Source organism: Paenibacillus sp. CR_12, from assembly GCF_041953985.1.
GTDB classification, from domain to species: domain Bacteria; phylum Bacillota; class Bacilli; order Paenibacillales; family Paenibacillaceae; genus Paenibacillus_AQ; species Paenibacillus_AQ lautus_A.
Map to the genome: position 1 here is coordinate 437,651 of NZ_JAVFHO010000006.1, position 15,107 is coordinate 452,757.

Below are 15,107 nucleotides of genomic sequence, written 5' to 3' on the forward strand. Positions count from 1 at the left end.
CAACGCGGGCAATCTGCTTGCACTCGGGTCAACATGGATTTACGGATACTTTATGCCGAACTTCCAAAGCTCTCATTGCACGCCCGCGGGTGTGATGGGGGCTTTTTCGATTCTGTGTTATATGGGTTTGGTTATGGCTGCTGTCATATCCGGGCTCATTTTCATAAAAATAAAGAGGGCACCGCATGAGTGCCCTCTTGAATCCAATTCTTCTGAACTTTGCTGTACCTCGCGCTTGTCTCACTTCTTCCCACGGTTTGCTGCCTCTTCGAGACGGCGAAACCGTTTCAGATCGGCTTTGCGAATCGGAAGCGGCTCTCGGCTCAGCAGCTTCACTACCGCAACGATCATCAGAAGCAGCAGTACGGTGAACGGCAAAGCCGCAATCAGCGAAGCGGTCTGTAAGGCTTCAAGGCCACCTGCATACAGCAGGACGCCGGCAATAGCTGCCATCAGCGTGCCCCACACGATTTTTGCCGTTTGGGGAGGATTCAAGCTGCCATAAGTGGTCATGCTGGCTAATATATACGTTGCCGAATCCGCGGACGTTACCAGGAACGTCAGTATAAGTATAATCGCCAGCACGTTCATGACGGAAGCGAAAGGCAATTGGTTGAACAATTGGAACAGCGCCGACGTGACATCCGCGTTAACGGCTGCCGCTATCCCGGTGTTCTCGTGCAGGTCAAACCAGATGGCCGTTCCGCCGAACACGGCGATCCAGAGACAGGCAATGACCGGCGGTACAACCATCACGCCCACAATGAATTCGCGAACCGTTCTTCCCTTGGATACCCTCGCCACGAAGGCTCCCACATACGGCGACCAAGCAATGGCCCACGCCCAGTAGAATATCGTCCATTCCCGTACCCATGTGCCTTCCGCATAGGGTTGGAGCCTTAAACTGTACGAAACGAAATTCGTAATGTAGTCGCCAAGCGCTAATGTGAACGTCTCCAAGATGAATACGGAGGGTCCGCAGATAAACACAAACAATAAAAAGGCTAGCGCCATCCCGAGGTTCAGGTTGCTTAAGTATTTAATCCCCTTGTCCAATCCCGTCGTCGACGAGATCATGTAAGCGACAAAAATAATCCCCAGCATCAATAACTGCAGCCCTACGCCATTGTTAATTCCCATAATGGTATTCAACCCGCCGCTCATTTGCAGAACGCCAAGTCCGATCGAAGTAGCGATACCCATGACCGTTGCAATGACCGCCAGGATATCAATCACATTCTTGACGCTGCGCTTTGAACCGGTAACAGGCTCCAGCGCGGTAGACACCAGCCCATCCTTCTGCTTACGGAACTGTAGAAACGCAATCACAAGCCCGACTAGGGCAAACACGGACCATTGACTTATCCCCCAGTGAAAAAAGGAATAGCCCATAGCCACGCGTGCCGCTTCGACGCCTTGTGCTTCGACGCCTCCGAAGGGCGTCTTAAAAAAATGGCTCATGGGTTCGGCCACGCCCCAAAACACCAGCCCGACACCAAATCCTGCGGAGAACAGCATGCCGATCCAGGTGAAGAACGGGTACTCGGGCTTCTCCTTATCTCCGCCAAGGCGAATGGTGCCGTATTTGCTGGCCGCAACCCAGATCAGAAATATGATAATCGCAAAGATCGAGAGCATATAGAACCAGCCGAACGTATTCGTCGTAAATCTGTACAGATACCCTGCCACTTCACCGAAAGCCCCGGGCTTGACGGCCCCCAGAATAGCCAACACGGCAATAATGACAGCTGATACCGAAAACACGATATTCTTCAGTAAACTTCCTTTCACAAGCCCCACCTCAGCAAATAAGTCATCGTTTTCCCATACAGTATTTGTATTTAAACCAGAATTGATGTACTTAATCGCTGAATGCGTGCTGCATCGGATACTCATCCGATCAAAGCTATCGTTTGTTATTTACCCTTAGAATCTTGTTGAGATCCGATATACTGCTGGCCCAGAATGACCATCTGCTCCAACACCGCTTCAAACTGTCGGCCAAACATCGTTATCGAATACTCCACCTTGGGAGGCAGCTCATGAAACACCGTCCGCTTCACAATGCCGTTCTCCTCCAACTCCCGTAATTGCAAGGTCAGCACGTGACGTGATACTTCAGGTATTCTCCGGTGTAGCTCACCGAAACGGCGGGTTTCCTGAAACAGCTCATATAGTATTCGAGGCTTCCACTTTCCGCTAATCATGTGCAGGCCGACTTCAGCCGGACACCCAAAACTCTCATCCTGATAGGGCATATTGCTATTCCTCAACTCCCTTGGTCATGAATAGATGACTAGGTCACCATATTCTGCGTACTTACCATGGCTTTCTTTTTCAGATAGGCTATTGATTATCATCTTACAGAAAGAGGAGATACAATGAAACCATCAAATCCTTCAAAACCAGTCCGGAGGCCGGAAGATATGAATGCAGCTTTTGCAGACGCGTATAATAGCGGGGATATCGATCAACTGCTGGCACTGTATGAACCGAACGGCGTTCATGTCCACCGAAACGGAAGTCTGGAAATCGGAATCCATTCCTTCCGCCATACGTTGGAGGAACTGCTGCGGCTCAAAGGCGCCATGGTCTCCACCAATGTATACTGTATCCCGTTTGAAAATATTGCTATGCTGCGCGCTCGGTTCACCCTGCAAACGACCGACCCGGATGGCCAACCGCTGGTGCTGCAAGGACATACCTCCGAGATCGTGAGACAACAGCCCGATGGAAGCTGGCTGTACATCGTGGACCATCCATTCGGTTCGGATACATGGGAATGACCGTAAGATCCGTTATTTCGGTGGCACAAAAAAAGCAATCCGCCCTTATCATGAACAAGCGGATTGCTTCTTGAGATTCATTGCATCATTCCTTCACGAATTCCTTCGTGCTGCGCACCGTATCGATCGGGCGAACCATGCTCTCGATCTGTTCGCGCTTCGGCTCCAGGAATGGAGGCAGGGACAATTTTTCGCCCAGCGTTTCATACGGCTCATCCCCCATAAAGCCCGGACCGTCGGTGGCAAACTCAAACAGAATTTGCGGCGCGACGCGTGCGTACAGGGACTGGAAGAAATAGCGGTCGACAAAGCCCGACGTATGGAATTGGAAGTCGTCCAGACGCTTGATCCAGTGCTCCAGCACCGAACGGTCCTCTACCCGGAAGGCCGCGTGGTGAACGGTACCGAAGCCCTGCTGGGCCCGTGGGAGCACGGCGTTGTACTCGACAACCACCTGCGCGCCGTTGCCGCCTTCACCAACCTCAAACAGATGAAGCGAGCCTTCCTTGCCGATTTCCTTAAACTGAAGCACCTTCTCCATCACTTCTTTGAAATGATCGAAATTGGACACCCGCACAAAGACCGGGCCAAGTCCTGTAATCGCATGCTCCAAGGGAATCGGCCCCTTCTGCCAAGGCGTTCCCGAAGCCACGCCTTCATTGTTCTCGTCGGAGATGAGTTGATATTGCTGATCGTCGAAATCAACAAAAGCGAGTGTTTTTTTGCCGAATAACTCTTGAATGCCTTGATGCTTCACGTCCATCCGATCAAATCGCTTGACCCAATATTCCAGCGCCGCATCGTTAGGAACACGGAACGAGGTTTTGTAGATCTCGTCCGTACCGTGTCTGCCCTTCGGAATACCCGGGAAGTCGAAGAAGGTCATATCCGTGCCTGCACTGCCCTTGTCATCCGCAAAGAACAGATGGTATGTCTGAATATCGTCTTGGTTAACCGTCTTCTTCACGAGCCGCATGCCCAGCACATAGGTGAAGAACTCGTAGTTCTTCTCGGCACTGCTCGTAATGGCTGTTACGTGGTGAATTCCTTTTAATCCGTTCATAGTTAAACGCCTCCGTCTCTTATATTGTAAAGTGTGTGTCGAATCTGATTCATTTATTATTTCGATTTAAAACATCTTTAATTTAAGATAATAATATCACGGCTTTCCTATTCCGTCAAGCATCAACATTCGCAGCCATAACCAATAAAAAAACAGCCGGACATCAGATCCGGCCGTTCTATTCATTTCGCCCTTGGTCTCTATGGACCTATGAGCCTGTATTGGATAAACCAATGACGGGCAGCAGCTCGATGCGTCGATGCGTCTCCTCATGATACAACCATCCATCCCGAACATGGTCCACAAACAAAATGCCGTTCAGGTGATCAATCTCATGCTGCATGCATCTGGCCAGGTAATCCTCGCCTTTCAGGATTACCGTCTCGCCTTGCCGGTTCAATGTCTTCACCGTCACTTTGTCGGCTCTCTTCACGTATCCGTAGTAGCCCGGATAGGAGAGGCACGCTTCAGGGCCCATTTGTTCCCCGTTCATCTCCACGATTTCAGGATTAATCAGTTCGATCAGCCCTTCTCCGCAGTCCATGACAATAAGCCTTCGCAAAATGCCGATTTGCGGTGCTGCAAGGCCGGCGCGCCCATCGCTGTCGTACAGCGTCTCGACCATATCATCCAGTATCTTTAATACTCTGGCATTCACGGAATCGACCGGCCGGGCCACCTTGCGCAGGATGGGATCGCCGAATGGCACAATAGGTTTTACCGTCATTCACTTAAGCCCCCTTAGTTTTGGAAGGAGGTGTATGCACCCATAAGTCACTTGGAGTACACTCTAAGGTTGTGCAAAGGGCATCTAACGTCTCTGCCTTCATCTGCCTGGGCTGGTTCGTCAGCAATGCGCTAATGGAAGCAGCCGACAGGCTGTAATCCGCCTTCTCTTTCATCAGCCGCGCCAAAGCCGCTCCCGACCATATCCCTCTCTCTGCCATCACGTTACGTAACATCCATTCGAGCAAAGGGTCACCCTCCCGTTCATCAAAATATTAGCTCACACCTAATTTTATTAGGTATTGCCTAATATCTCAAGCCCATTTCTTTGGGGTTTGACAACAGTGGTGCTCTAGAGGTCCTGATGATCCTTCGCTTACACTTATTTCGGAAGAGATATTTTAAGCAGGCTTGGATTCGTTCCGGGCCAGCTGTTTCTTAGCGTTCCCGGCTCTTCCTGCAAGGCTGGTCCCGATCACGCCGACAATGACGAGCGCTGCTCCGATGACATGATAGTAAGCCAGCTTTTCATTCAAGAAGGCGACGCCTCCAAAAATCGTGACCACGGTAGCCAGATTGTTAAAGATGCCCATCCGGGACGCCTCGATCTGGGACAAAGCATAGTTGGACAGAAGCGATGTTCCCAGGGAGGACAAGACGCCGAGATAAAGAACCGCCCACACGAAGGATGAGTGCATAAACGGGTCAAAATAATGGACGAGCGTCCCTTGCGCCGCATGCTGAGCGACCGACATCAGGTTAAACAGCACGAATCCGATCATCGACATGATGAAGGTGATATCCAGTACCGACTGCTTCTGCGTCATCCTGCGGGCCATCACGCTGTAAACGGCATTGGATAGCGCAGAGAGCAGAATCAGCACAATTCCGAGCGTGCTCGATTGCTCGAAGGACACGCCTTTCAACACAAAGATAGAGATGATTCCCGTTACCGACAACACGGTAAACAGCTTTTGTGCCCAGCTGGAGCGCTCCTTCAAGAACAGCGACGCCAAGATCAGCGTAAAGATCGGTACGGTAGCGTGGATAATTCCGGCCTCGGCCGAACTGGTATAGACTAACCCGAAGGTTTGCAGCGTAAAGAACAGGAACGGATAGAATATGGCCAGCGGCACGATGGTCAGCAGCCGTTTCAGATCCATCGGGACCTTTCTGCGGGCGATGAGGAGCCCCAGCGATGCGGCTAAGAACGAAATGGTAAACCGATGCGCCAGCGTATCCAGCGGGTTAGCATGGACCAGGGCCAGCTTTACGAACATAAACGAAAAACCAATGATGGCCGTATATCCCAAAGCGGCGGCATAGGCACGGCTTGTATGCGGTATATTCATGATTGTGTATCTCCTTCATCTTCTCTTTTTTATGTCTAACCTAGAGGGCCGGTGCATTTGTTACTTATCTTACGGCAGGAAAGACTTCGTTACGATTTGAAATAACGCTAACTGTACCGGTACAGTTAGCGCGATGAAGGAGGGTAACAACAAAAAGGCTGTTTCCCGTCATCCGGGGATGACGGGAAACAGCCCCGTTATATATACTTCAACTTGCATTCTTTCATAACAGGCACCGGCATTGCCGACCCGTTATCGATATAAAAACCGTTAATCGCGTTCGACCGAAATCCAGCCATCGCCCTCGAGATGAAGCGTTGCGCCGAGCGCTTCGGCCATAAACCGGAGCGGAACGTAGGTAGATCCGTTGCTATGAACGAATGGCGCTTCCGGCAGCGTCACGCTTTTACCGCCAACGCTGGCTTTTTTGGAGCCTACGGTCACCACGATTTCTTCTCCCGTCAAATCATTGATGACTATAATTTTATTCGAGCCTTTGGTCCACTTCACTTCGGCATCCAGCTGATCTGCCAGGTAACGGAGCGGAACGAAGCTCTGATGGTTCTTCTTGATGGCGCCGTATCCAAAATCCTCGTTCGAGATATTCAAATACATCGACTTTTGGGTGATCTTCAGATCATCCTTCAACACGTTGTAGATGAGGGAATCCTTCTCGAAGTTCCGCAACACTTGACCCGGCGTCACGGATTCATTCAGGACGTCCAGCACGCCTTTGGACGTGTCGACCTTATTGGCTTTCACTGCGCCGCCGATATTCCAGACCTCACCTTCGGAATACACCTTGAAGGACTTTAATGGCAGGTCCTCGGATGCCGGAAGCGCGACGGTCAGCTCCAGCGCATTCTTACGCGTATTCAGCTGCTCGTCGAAGTAATAGTCCAGTTTGAGGATCGTATCCTTGCCGAAGACGGTTTCGGATCCCGGAAGCTCCTCCAATAACTGCTCCTTCTGTTCATCGTAGTTCTCCGTAAATTCGGTCAGTGCGCCATGCACCATCTCGTAGAGCGACGCGACGACCTCTTCCTTGGATTCCTGCGGCAGGAGTTCAACGTCTTCGCCGTATGCCTCGCCGATGCTGGTTATCATCGGATAAATGGCGTCATAACCATCACCGATTACCTGCTTCAAGCCGGCTTCGTCTTTAAGCAGGCTTTCGGCGAAAGGCTTAACCATGTTCAAAATCTCTTCGCCCGTAAGCTCCATCTGAAGATGCGTCAGGTTCAAGCTCTCTCCGTTCACCTTCTCCTGGACCGGCTTCACCGAAACTTTGGACGGGTTCGGGAAATGCTTCAGCACAAGTCCTGCTGCCTTCTTCACGACATCTTGAATCGCCTGCTCATACTGGCTGGTGTCCGGCATTCCCGGAACGGTTGTATCCATCGACAGATAGAACGGCTGCTTGGCGCCGTCCAATTGAATCGCCATTCCCTTGGCATCCATGGACAGATGAAGCGGAATCTTCTTGTCCGAATAATGAACGCTGCCTTGAATGGACACCGTATTGCTATCCTCCACGATGGCATGGTCGATATTCAAGGATAAGGAATTAATAAGATCAATCGCTTCTTTATCTTCAGACGATAGGGCCTTGTCCGCAGGCACCACCTCGAATCGAATACTTGCGCTGGATTCGCTGGATTTCACATCAAGACTGGTCAGCATCGCCTTGTTGATATCCAGTCCCCCGACGGCCTGACATCCTGTCATAACGACCAACACGGCTGCAATGAGTAAGGTCAACCATTTGAACTTCTTATACATTTTGATATTCGTCCCCTCCCAGGTCATAGGCTCATTTCTATTATGGGAAGGGAGGAAATGTTTGTAAATAGGTATTTAAGCCTCGTCATGTATGCACATGGGAAGGCGCTTCAAGATAGCATATATCGACTTTTTGCTATACACTGGGGAATGAAAATCATGACGGAACAGCGCACATTCATGAAGTGCGGTTTGAACAACCTTTTAAAGCGTGGTGAATCTCTTGTTTAAAATTATGCTGATCGAAGACGACGTGACCCTGTTCCATGAAGTGCAGGAGCGTCTCTCGCAATGGTCGTATGACGTTTATGGCGTCCGCGATTTCAGCGCCGTACTCCAGGAGTTCACGGCGATTCAGCCCGACCTGGTCATTATCGATATCCATCTGCCGAAATTTGACGGGTTCCATTGGTGCCGAATGATTCGTTCCCACTCCAACGTCCCGATTATATTCCTGTCCTCCCGGGATCATCCCACCGATATGGTGATGTCGATGCAGCTGGGCGCCGACGATTTCATTCAGAAGCCGTTTCACTTCGATGTCCTGATTGCCAAAATCCAGGCCACCCTGCGCCGGGTATACAATTACAACACCGAGCGGACCGAGCTGAGAACCTGGCGCGGAGCCACCGTCGAATTCGGCAAAAATACGATAAGCAGCCCTCAGGGCACCGCTGAACTGACAAAGAATGAAATGTTCATTCTGAAGATCCTCATGGAGCGGAAGAACCAGATCGTCAGCCGGGAGGACCTGATCAAGAGCCTTTGGGACAACGAGCATTTTGTCAGCGATAATACGTTAACGGTCAACGTAAATCGTCTTCGCAAGAAGCTGGAGCCCTTGGGACTTGACCCTTACATCGAAACCAAGGTGGGACAAGGTTACATCGCCACGGAAGAGGCCCACGCATGATGATGGCCTATATCCGGGAACGGCTAAGCTGGATTCTGTTATTCGTGTTCTTGCAGGTGATGCTTCTGTTTATAGCCGCGGTGGACGCCCAAATCCCGTTCCTGCCCATCCTCTATATCGTTTTTCTGTCGACGCTGTTCTTCCTGGTGTTTCTGTTCGTCAGATACAACCGGGAAACCAAGTTCTACAAAAGTCTCCAGGCATGGGACGACACCTACGACTTAGCCGCCATCAGCGATCCGGAGCACCCCTTTGAGGCGATTGCCATGGACATGCTCTCCCTGCAGACCGAGCGTTTCAAGAAGGAATCCTCCATGCGCCTGATGGAGATGCAAGGGGAGAAGGACGAGCTGTTATCCTGGATTCATGAAGTGAAAACGCCGCTCACCACGATGCAATTGATGATCGAACGCATGGAAGACGAAACGTTGAAAGCGCAGCTCCAGTATGAATGGCTCCGCATTCACCTGCTGCTTGACCAGCAGCTGCACCAGAAGCGCATCCCTTTTATTCAGAACGATCTTCTGATCGAGGTGTCCGCCCTGGAGCCGATCATCTTTCAGGAGATCCGCGGGCTCAAAACCTGGTGCATGCAAAAGGGCATCGGCTTTGACGTTTCCCTGCAGGCAGCGGAAGTGCTGAGCGACGCCAAATGGCTGGGCTTTATCATCCGCCAGCTGTTGACCAACGCGGTCAAATACAGCTCCGCTTCGGACATTAGCATCGAGAGCGATCTCGTGGCCGACCATGTCAGACTCATCATTCGGGATGCCGGACGCGGCATTGATCCGAAGGACATGCCCCGGATTTTCGATAAAGGCTTCACGTCCACCACCTCGCATCAGGATAGTGCCGCAACCGGCATGGGGCTCTATCTGACGAAAAAAGTAGCCGAGGCCTTGATGATCCGGATCCAGGTAGAATCAAAGCCGGGCATCGGCACAACCTTTACCTTGATCTTTCCGAAACGGAATGATTTCGTAAGCATTACCGGCATGTGACAACAATGTCACATGCTTTTGCTCTTTGTTCGGCGAATCGAAGGAAAAGGGCCCTCGACTCCTTTATGATAAGGACAGATAACAAAGGAGTGAGTGAAATTGGCAATTCTTGAAGCAAACCAAATTCATAAAAGCTACGGCAACAAATTCAATAAACAGGAAGTGCTGAAGGGCATCGACATCCGCGTGGACAAAGGCGAGTTCGTCAGCATCATGGGCGCTTCGGGCTCCGGGAAAACCACGCTGCTGAACGTGCTCTCCTCGATCGACAAAGTGAGCCTCGGCAGCATCAAAATCGAGGGCAAAGAGTTTACGGGCCTCAAGGAGAAGGAGCTGGCCGAGTTCCGCAAGCATCATCTCGGGTTTATTTTCCAAGAGTATAACCTGCTGGATACGCTGACCGTCAAAGAAAACGTCCTGCTGCCGCTCTCCATTAAGAAGGTATCCAAAAAAGAAGCCGATCAGAAATTCCAAAGAATCGCGACCGAGCTTGGCATCTACGAACTCAAGGATAAATATCCGAACCAAATCTCCGGGGGACAGAAGCAGCGGACCTCCGCGGCCCGCGCGTTCATCCACGATCCGAGCATTATTTTTGCCGATGAGCCGACGGGAGCGCTGGACTCGAAGTCCGCATCCGATCTGTTGAACAAGCTGAGCGAATTAAATCAGAAGATCGACTCCACGATCATCATGGTTACCCATGACCCCGTAGCGGCCAGCTATTGCACCCGGGTAGTCTTCATTAAGGACGGACAGATCTACACCCAGCTGAACAAGGGTGAGCAATCCCGGCAGGCCTTCTTCAACGACATCATCAAGACTCAAGGCGTGCTAGGCGGTGTTCAGAATGAACATTAATTATCTGATCTACCGGAATTTGAAGAAGAATATCAAGAACTATTATCTGTATGTATTTGCGCTGATCTTCAGCGTGGGTCTGTACTTCGCGTTTGTCACGCTGCAATATGATCCCGCAATGGATGAAGCGAAAGGCTCCATTAAGGGAGCGGCTGCGCTTGGAGCCGCCTCCGTGCTGCTCGTGGCCATCGTGGCGATCTTCCTGCTGTATGCCAACACGATTTTCATCAAACGGCGCAGCAAGGAAATCGGACTGTTTCAGCTCATCGGACTGACCAAGGGCAAGATCTTCCGGATCCTCAGTGCGGAGAACCTGATTCTGTACTTCGGCTCCATGGTCATCGGCATCTTTGCCGGCTTCGCGGCTTCGCGCTTAATTCTGATGATCCTGTTCAAGGTGACCGGCGTAGACACCGAAGCAGCCCTCTCCTTCTCGACCGAGGCGCTCATCCAGACCGTGATTGTGTTTGCCGTCATCTATGTGCTGATCATGATCATGAATTATACGTTCATCAAAAGGCAGAGCATTCTATCCCTCTTCCGCGCGGTATCGACGACCGAGAACCAAATTAAGAAAATGTCCTTCGCCGAAATGCTGTTCGGCCTGCTCGGCATCGGACTCATACTTCTTGGCTACTATGTGTCGACCAAGCTGTTCAGCGGAGATTTCACCACCATGAACGAGCTGTTCATGGCCATGATCCTGATCCTGGGGGCGGTGATCATCGGGACTTATCTGTTCTATAAAGGGTCGGTCAGCTTTATATTCAACGCGATCCGGAAGAGCAAGGGCGGTTACTTGTCCCTGAATAATGTGCTGTCCCTGTCCTCCATCATGTTCCGCATGAAATCGAACGCGCTGCTGTTAACGATCATTACGACCGTGTCCGCACTCGCGATCGGACTGCTGTCTCTTAGTTATATTTCGTACTATTCCGCTGAGAAATCGGCCGAGCAGAGCGTGCCCAATCATTTTGCGGTAGCGGATCAGAACGATCTTTCCGCATTTATCCAGGCACTTACAGATGAAGATATCGAATTTAAGAAGACCGAACGGGACGTAATCCAGGTGGGTGCTGACATATCCCAGATTATTGGGGCCAACCTGGAGGTTGCTCAGGGAAATCCGAACTCCATGATTCTCCCTGTGATCAGTGACGAAAGCGTGGAAGGAATGGATGTTTCTCCCGAGGAGACGCTGTTCACCGGGTCCAGCGATGCCATCCAGCAGTTTATGGCCATTCAAACCACAGGGCAAATTGTATTGCAAAGCCCTAAGCACAGCATTAAGCAAGAGCTGATCGGCTTGAACAAGGAAGCCTATGTTTCTTATTACTTTGCCAGCGGCGGGCTGCCGACGGCGATTGTGGACCAGACCGTCTTTGATCAGCTGGCTCAGGATCTGGATCCGAAGATCCAGAAGAAAACCAATGTCTATCACGGCATCGATATCGTGGATCCGATCGCCATGGATCAGGCGAATCAAATTTTTAAAGATCTCGGCATTAGCGAGCGAACAGGGAACCTCTCTCAGCCGGAAATGATCTTCCACCAGAAGAGCAATATGGGCTTGATGATGTTTATTGTGGGATTCCTGGGACTTACCTTCCTGATTACTTCAGGTTGCATCCTGTATTTTAAGCAAATGGACGAAGGCGAAGAGGAGAAGCCGAATTACACGATCCTTCGGAAACTGGGATTCACTCAAGGGAACCTGCTTGCGGGGATTCAATTCAAACAGCTGTTCAACTTCGGCATACCCCTGGTCGTCGGCTTATCCCACAGTTACTTCGCCGTGAAATCCGGCTGGTTCTTCTTCGGAACCGAGCTGTGGCTGCCGATGGTTATGGTAATGCTCCTGTATACGGCGCTGTATTCCATATTCGGTTTGTTGTCGGTCATGTTCTATAAACGGGTAATTAAAGAAGCGTTATAAACGAGGTGCATGGTTGGGCCCAGGGACGATTCGGGTACCATCCATGCATTTTTCCGTGCGCAGGCTTGAAAAACCGCGGATTACCATTCCAACGGACTGCAGCTCTTCTGCAGCTTCCGGATATACACGATTTGACCGATATGATAAGCATTGTGCGTGGCCGCATTACTCACCAATTCCCACCACTTGGCCGGTATTGGGAATCCGTTCACTTCCTGCTCAAGCTTGGCCGCCGACAACAGCTCCTGCCATTGAAGCAAAACCTCAAGCAGCCGGTCCCTTAACTCGGCAAAAGTCGCGTTATCCGGAATCATGAAGCTATTATGGTTGTCTCCAATAGAAGGTACGGCATCGACTTGCGATTCGCGGTACCGCGTCTGCCACGTTTCGTTCCAATACAACAGATGCTGTATGATCTCCGCAATGCTGTGGCTGCCATTGGCCGGCGTCCAGAACGCTTCGTCCTCCGTCAGTTCCTCCACGGATTGCTGGAACGGGACGTGCCAGCTGGGATCGTTCGCGTTCGCTAACAGCTGATTCAATAGAACATCATTTGCATGCGCCATGGGTCATTCACTCCTTCATGCGCACGGTAATGGGCAGCATCACAAATCATGACTAATTTTACTATAGGATGAACCCCTGTGATTCGCAAAAAATGATTAAAATCATTCTTTCTCGGCTCGTCCCCAAGTAAAAAAGACTGCCCAAAGGCAGTCTTTCATGGGTTTAAATCGTTGATGAATGCACGACCGCATGTCCGTCGTTCCCGTCGTTTTCTTTTTTCCCAACCAGGATATGATAGAGGACGATTCCCGCAGCTAGCAGGACCGCCATCGCGATATACATGCCCCGGAAACCGACAAGCGGCGTCAGGAAGCCGAGTATAAAGGGGCCAAACCCGATGCCCACGTCCACGAAAATATAAAAGGTCGATGTCGCAAGCCCGATCCGGTGCGCCGGCGAACGCTTAATGGCCAGGGCCTGAGCACTGGACTGCGTCGTGCCGTAGCCCAGACCGACGAATACGGCCGAGAGCAGCAAGGTCAGGCCCTGATGGGCTTGGCTGAGCAGAACCATCCCGATCGCAAACGATAGAATGGCCGGGTACATCACCACATTGGCCCCTCTCTGGTCAAACCAGCGACCCGTGAACGGTCTCGACAGAATGACCACAATCGCATAGACAATAAAGAAATAACTTGCCACTTGGGCCAGACTGATCTGCCCGGCAAAAATCATCAGGTACGTTAAAATGCTGGAATACCCGAACCCCATGACAAAGCTGACCAGCGAAATCGGCACCGCCTTCGGCTCAATAAAGTTGGATAGCTTCAACCCTTGCAGATCCTTCTTCTGCTCCGTGGTCAGTTTCAGTTTCGGTATGTTCATAAAGAAAGCCGACAGCAGCGAAAGCGCCCCTAGCGCGGCGCACAGCGTAAAGTTAGCCATCATCGAAGCATGCTCGTTAATCATCAGACCGATAAAAGGGCCAATTGCCGAAGCGATAATAATGCTCACGCCATAGTACCCTGTACCCTCGCCTCTTCTCGAATTCGGAATCAGGCTGGCCGCAATCGTGCCTGTTGCCGTTGAGGCAAGGGCGAAGGCGATACCGTGAAAGAAACGGACAACGAGCAGCACGCTCAAGCTGTTTACGACGAAGTACAAACCGATGAGAACGCTGAAGGCGATCAGACCGGTAAACAGTAGTTTTTTGCGGCCGACCCGCTCGATGATGCTTCCTCCGACCAACCGTCCAATCAATGCGCCGACGACAAAAATGCTGGAAGCCAGGCCAGCCATTCCCGTCGATGCGTGAAACTCATTCTTTGCATATGAGGACATGATCACCACTAATAAGTAAAAACATAAAAAGAGCAGGAAATTGACGCCGAACACAATCAAAAAGTCCTTGCTCCACAATCGTTCTCGCGAGTCTGCTTGCTCCAAGTTAATCACCTTTTCTAATAATGTTGTCCCTGACCGTCTCCATCACGCGGATGACCGCCCTTTGATCCTCTTCAGAAACGCCTTCCATAATCTCCTGTTCATATTGGTCAAATATCTTGCGAATTTGCAGGAAGACGTCAGCTCCGGCCTTGGATAGCTGAATGCGCTTCTCCCGTTTATCCCGCACCGGGATTTGCTCCACATAGTCCAGCTTGATCAGCGCGTTGACGGTTCGGGTGACGGTGGGCTTCTCCACGTACAGCATTCTGGACAGCTCCACCAAAGTCATCGACTGATAAAAATCCAGATAGTACATGATGGACCACTGGGCATAATACAGGTTGTAGTCTTCGAGCTTACGATTAAGCTCATTGACGAAAGGGCGATACAACGTAAAGTATTTATGAAAAAAGTGTCTGTGGGCGTCCATTCGAGACCTCCGTTCAAATTAGTTACCTTGGGTAACTATTTATTGATTATAAAGAAGATCCTTCTGCTTGTCCATCCGGAATGATTTCCAAATCCAAGTTCGAACTGATGCGGACGGCATACCGACGCTTATTCTCCCTGTTTAGGAATGGCTCTATTCACATTCTGCCGCTTATTACAAGTAGCGGTGGACAAAAAAATCGCCCTAGGGCGATGGAAGGTGGCGCTGCCATCTCAAGGGCGATTCGAACCAGGTATGCGATCTATGCGGCAATTTCAATTGGGTATCAAATCTGTTGTGAATT

At 50.8% G+C, this 15,107-nt stretch carries 15 protein-coding genes; 5 read left to right on the forward strand and 10 right to left on the reverse strand.

Going from position 1 to position 15,107, the window contains the following annotated elements:
- Positions 1–240 precede the first annotated feature (240 nt).
- Positions 241–1,791 (reverse strand): BCCT family transporter, encoded by a 1,551-nt coding sequence (locus RB297_RS23565; RefSeq protein WP_096775681.1) that lies wholly within the window; start codon positions 1,789–1,791, stop codon positions 241–243.
- 125 nt (positions 1,792–1,916) lie between these two features.
- Positions 1,917–2,258 carry a winged helix-turn-helix transcriptional regulator gene (locus RB297_RS23570; RefSeq protein WP_096775680.1) on the reverse strand — a complete coding sequence of 114 codons (342 nt, stop codon included), beginning with the start codon at positions 2,256–2,258 and terminating at the stop codon, positions 1,917–1,919.
- Between the two features lie 168 nt (positions 2,259–2,426).
- Between RB297_RS23570 and RB297_RS23575 the strand changes: the two genes are divergently transcribed.
- Positions 2,427–2,786 (forward strand): YybH family protein, encoded by a 360-nt coding sequence (locus RB297_RS23575; protein ID WP_267132920.1) that lies wholly within the window; start codon positions 2,427–2,429, stop codon positions 2,784–2,786.
- An 85-nt stretch (positions 2,787–2,871) separates the two neighbouring features.
- On the opposite strand, the gene RB297_RS23580 is transcribed toward RB297_RS23575, so the two are convergent.
- The 5 genes from RB297_RS23580 to RB297_RS23600 form a co-directional block, all read right to left on the reverse strand.
- Positions 2,872–3,849: a ring-cleaving dioxygenase gene (locus RB297_RS23580; RefSeq protein ID WP_090909696.1), complete on the reverse strand. Its 978-nt coding sequence runs from the start codon at positions 3,847–3,849 to the stop codon at positions 2,872–2,874.
- Between the two features lie 208 nt (positions 3,850–4,057).
- Positions 4,058–4,576, reverse strand: a complete 519-nt coding sequence (def, locus tag RB297_RS23585) for a peptide deformylase (protein ID WP_096775678.1) — start codon at positions 4,574–4,576, stop codon at positions 4,058–4,060.
- A 4-nt stretch (positions 4,577–4,580) separates the two neighbouring features.
- The gene (locus tag RB297_RS23590) at positions 4,581–4,823 is read right to left on the reverse strand and encodes a helix-turn-helix domain-containing protein (RefSeq protein WP_036659432.1); all 243 of its coding nucleotides are present in this window, start codon (positions 4,821–4,823) and stop codon (positions 4,581–4,583) included.
- Between the two features lie 153 nt (positions 4,824–4,976).
- Entirely contained in the window at positions 4,977–5,921 is a 945-nt protein-coding gene (locus RB297_RS23595) for a DMT family transporter (RefSeq protein WP_176502503.1), read from the reverse strand.
- Between the two features lie 276 nt (positions 5,922–6,197).
- Positions 6,198–7,709, reverse strand: coding sequence for a copper amine oxidase N-terminal domain-containing protein (locus RB297_RS23600; protein WP_228468826.1), 1,512 nt, complete (start codon positions 7,707–7,709; stop codon positions 6,198–6,200).
- Between the two features lie 223 nt (positions 7,710–7,932).
- Here RB297_RS23600 and RB297_RS23605 point away from each other — a divergent pair, with 223 nt between their 5' ends.
- The 4 genes from RB297_RS23605 (at position 7,933) to RB297_RS23620 (ending at position 12,420) form a co-directional block, all read left to right on the forward strand.
- Positions 7,933–8,622, forward strand: a complete 690-nt coding sequence (locus RB297_RS23605) for a response regulator transcription factor (RefSeq protein WP_375121595.1) — start codon at positions 7,933–7,935, stop codon at positions 8,620–8,622.
- Positions 8,619–9,623, forward strand: coding sequence for a sensor histidine kinase (locus RB297_RS23610; protein WP_375121596.1), 1,005 nt, complete (start codon positions 8,619–8,621; stop codon positions 9,621–9,623). The genes RB297_RS23605 and RB297_RS23610 overlap by 4 nt, the downstream gene beginning before the upstream one ends.
- A gap of 99 nt (positions 9,624–9,722) precedes the next feature.
- Positions 9,723–10,484, forward strand: coding sequence for an ABC transporter ATP-binding protein (locus RB297_RS23615; protein ID WP_009591195.1), 762 nt, complete (start codon positions 9,723–9,725; stop codon positions 10,482–10,484).
- Positions 10,474–12,420 (forward strand): FtsX-like permease family protein, encoded by a 1,947-nt coding sequence (locus tag RB297_RS23620; RefSeq protein ID WP_375121597.1) that lies wholly within the window; start codon positions 10,474–10,476, stop codon positions 12,418–12,420. Before RB297_RS23615 ends, RB297_RS23620 begins: the two co-directional genes overlap by 11 nt.
- An 80-nt stretch (positions 12,421–12,500) precedes the next feature.
- On the opposite strand, the gene RB297_RS23625 is transcribed toward RB297_RS23620, so the two are convergent.
- The 3 genes from RB297_RS23625 to RB297_RS23635 all read right to left on the reverse strand — a co-directional run bounded on the left by RB297_RS23625 (position 12,501) and on the right by RB297_RS23635 (position 14,803).
- Positions 12,501–12,986, reverse strand: coding sequence for a DinB family protein (locus RB297_RS23625; RefSeq protein ID WP_375121598.1), 486 nt, complete (start codon positions 12,984–12,986; stop codon positions 12,501–12,503).
- Between the two features lie 163 nt (positions 12,987–13,149).
- The gene (locus tag RB297_RS23630) at positions 13,150–14,382 is read right to left on the reverse strand and encodes an MFS transporter (RefSeq protein WP_375121599.1); all 1,233 of its coding nucleotides are present in this window, start codon (positions 14,380–14,382) and stop codon (positions 13,150–13,152) included.
- Positions 14,375–14,803 (reverse strand): MarR family winged helix-turn-helix transcriptional regulator, encoded by a 429-nt coding sequence (locus tag RB297_RS23635; protein WP_192570246.1) that lies wholly within the window; start codon positions 14,801–14,803, stop codon positions 14,375–14,377. Before RB297_RS23635 ends, RB297_RS23630 begins: the two co-directional genes overlap by 8 nt.
- Between the last annotated feature and the right edge of the window lie 304 nt (positions 14,804–15,107).

Coding starts and splice junctions, on each gene's coding strand:
- RB297_RS23625 (WP_375121598.1), bottom strand. CDS start 12,986: ATGGCGCATGCAAATGATGTTCTATTGAATCAGCTGTTAGCGAACGCG.
- RB297_RS23575 (WP_267132920.1), top strand. CDS start 2,427: ATGAATGCAGCTTTTGCAGACGCGTATAATAGCGGGGATATCGATCAA.
- RB297_RS23610 (WP_375121596.1), top strand. CDS start 8,619: ATGATGATGGCCTATATCCGGGAACGGCTAAGCTGGATTCTGTTATTC.
- RB297_RS23635 (WP_192570246.1), bottom strand. CDS start 14,803: ATGGACGCCCACAGACACTTTTTTCATAAATACTTTACGTTGTATCGC.
- RB297_RS23580 (WP_090909696.1), bottom strand. CDS start 3,849: ATGAACGGATTAAAAGGAATTCACCACGTAACAGCCATTACGAGCAGT.
- RB297_RS23600 (WP_228468826.1), bottom strand. CDS start 7,709: ATGTATAAGAAGTTCAAATGGTTGACCTTACTCATTGCAGCCGTGTTG.
- RB297_RS23570 (WP_096775680.1), bottom strand. CDS start 2,258: ATGCCCTATCAGGATGAGAGTTTTGGGTGTCCGGCTGAAGTCGGCCTG.
- RB297_RS23620 (WP_375121597.1), top strand. CDS start 10,474: ATGAACATTAATTATCTGATCTACCGGAATTTGAAGAAGAATATCAAG.
- def (WP_096775678.1), bottom strand. CDS start 4,576: ATGACGGTAAAACCTATTGTGCCATTCGGCGATCCCATCCTGCGCAAG.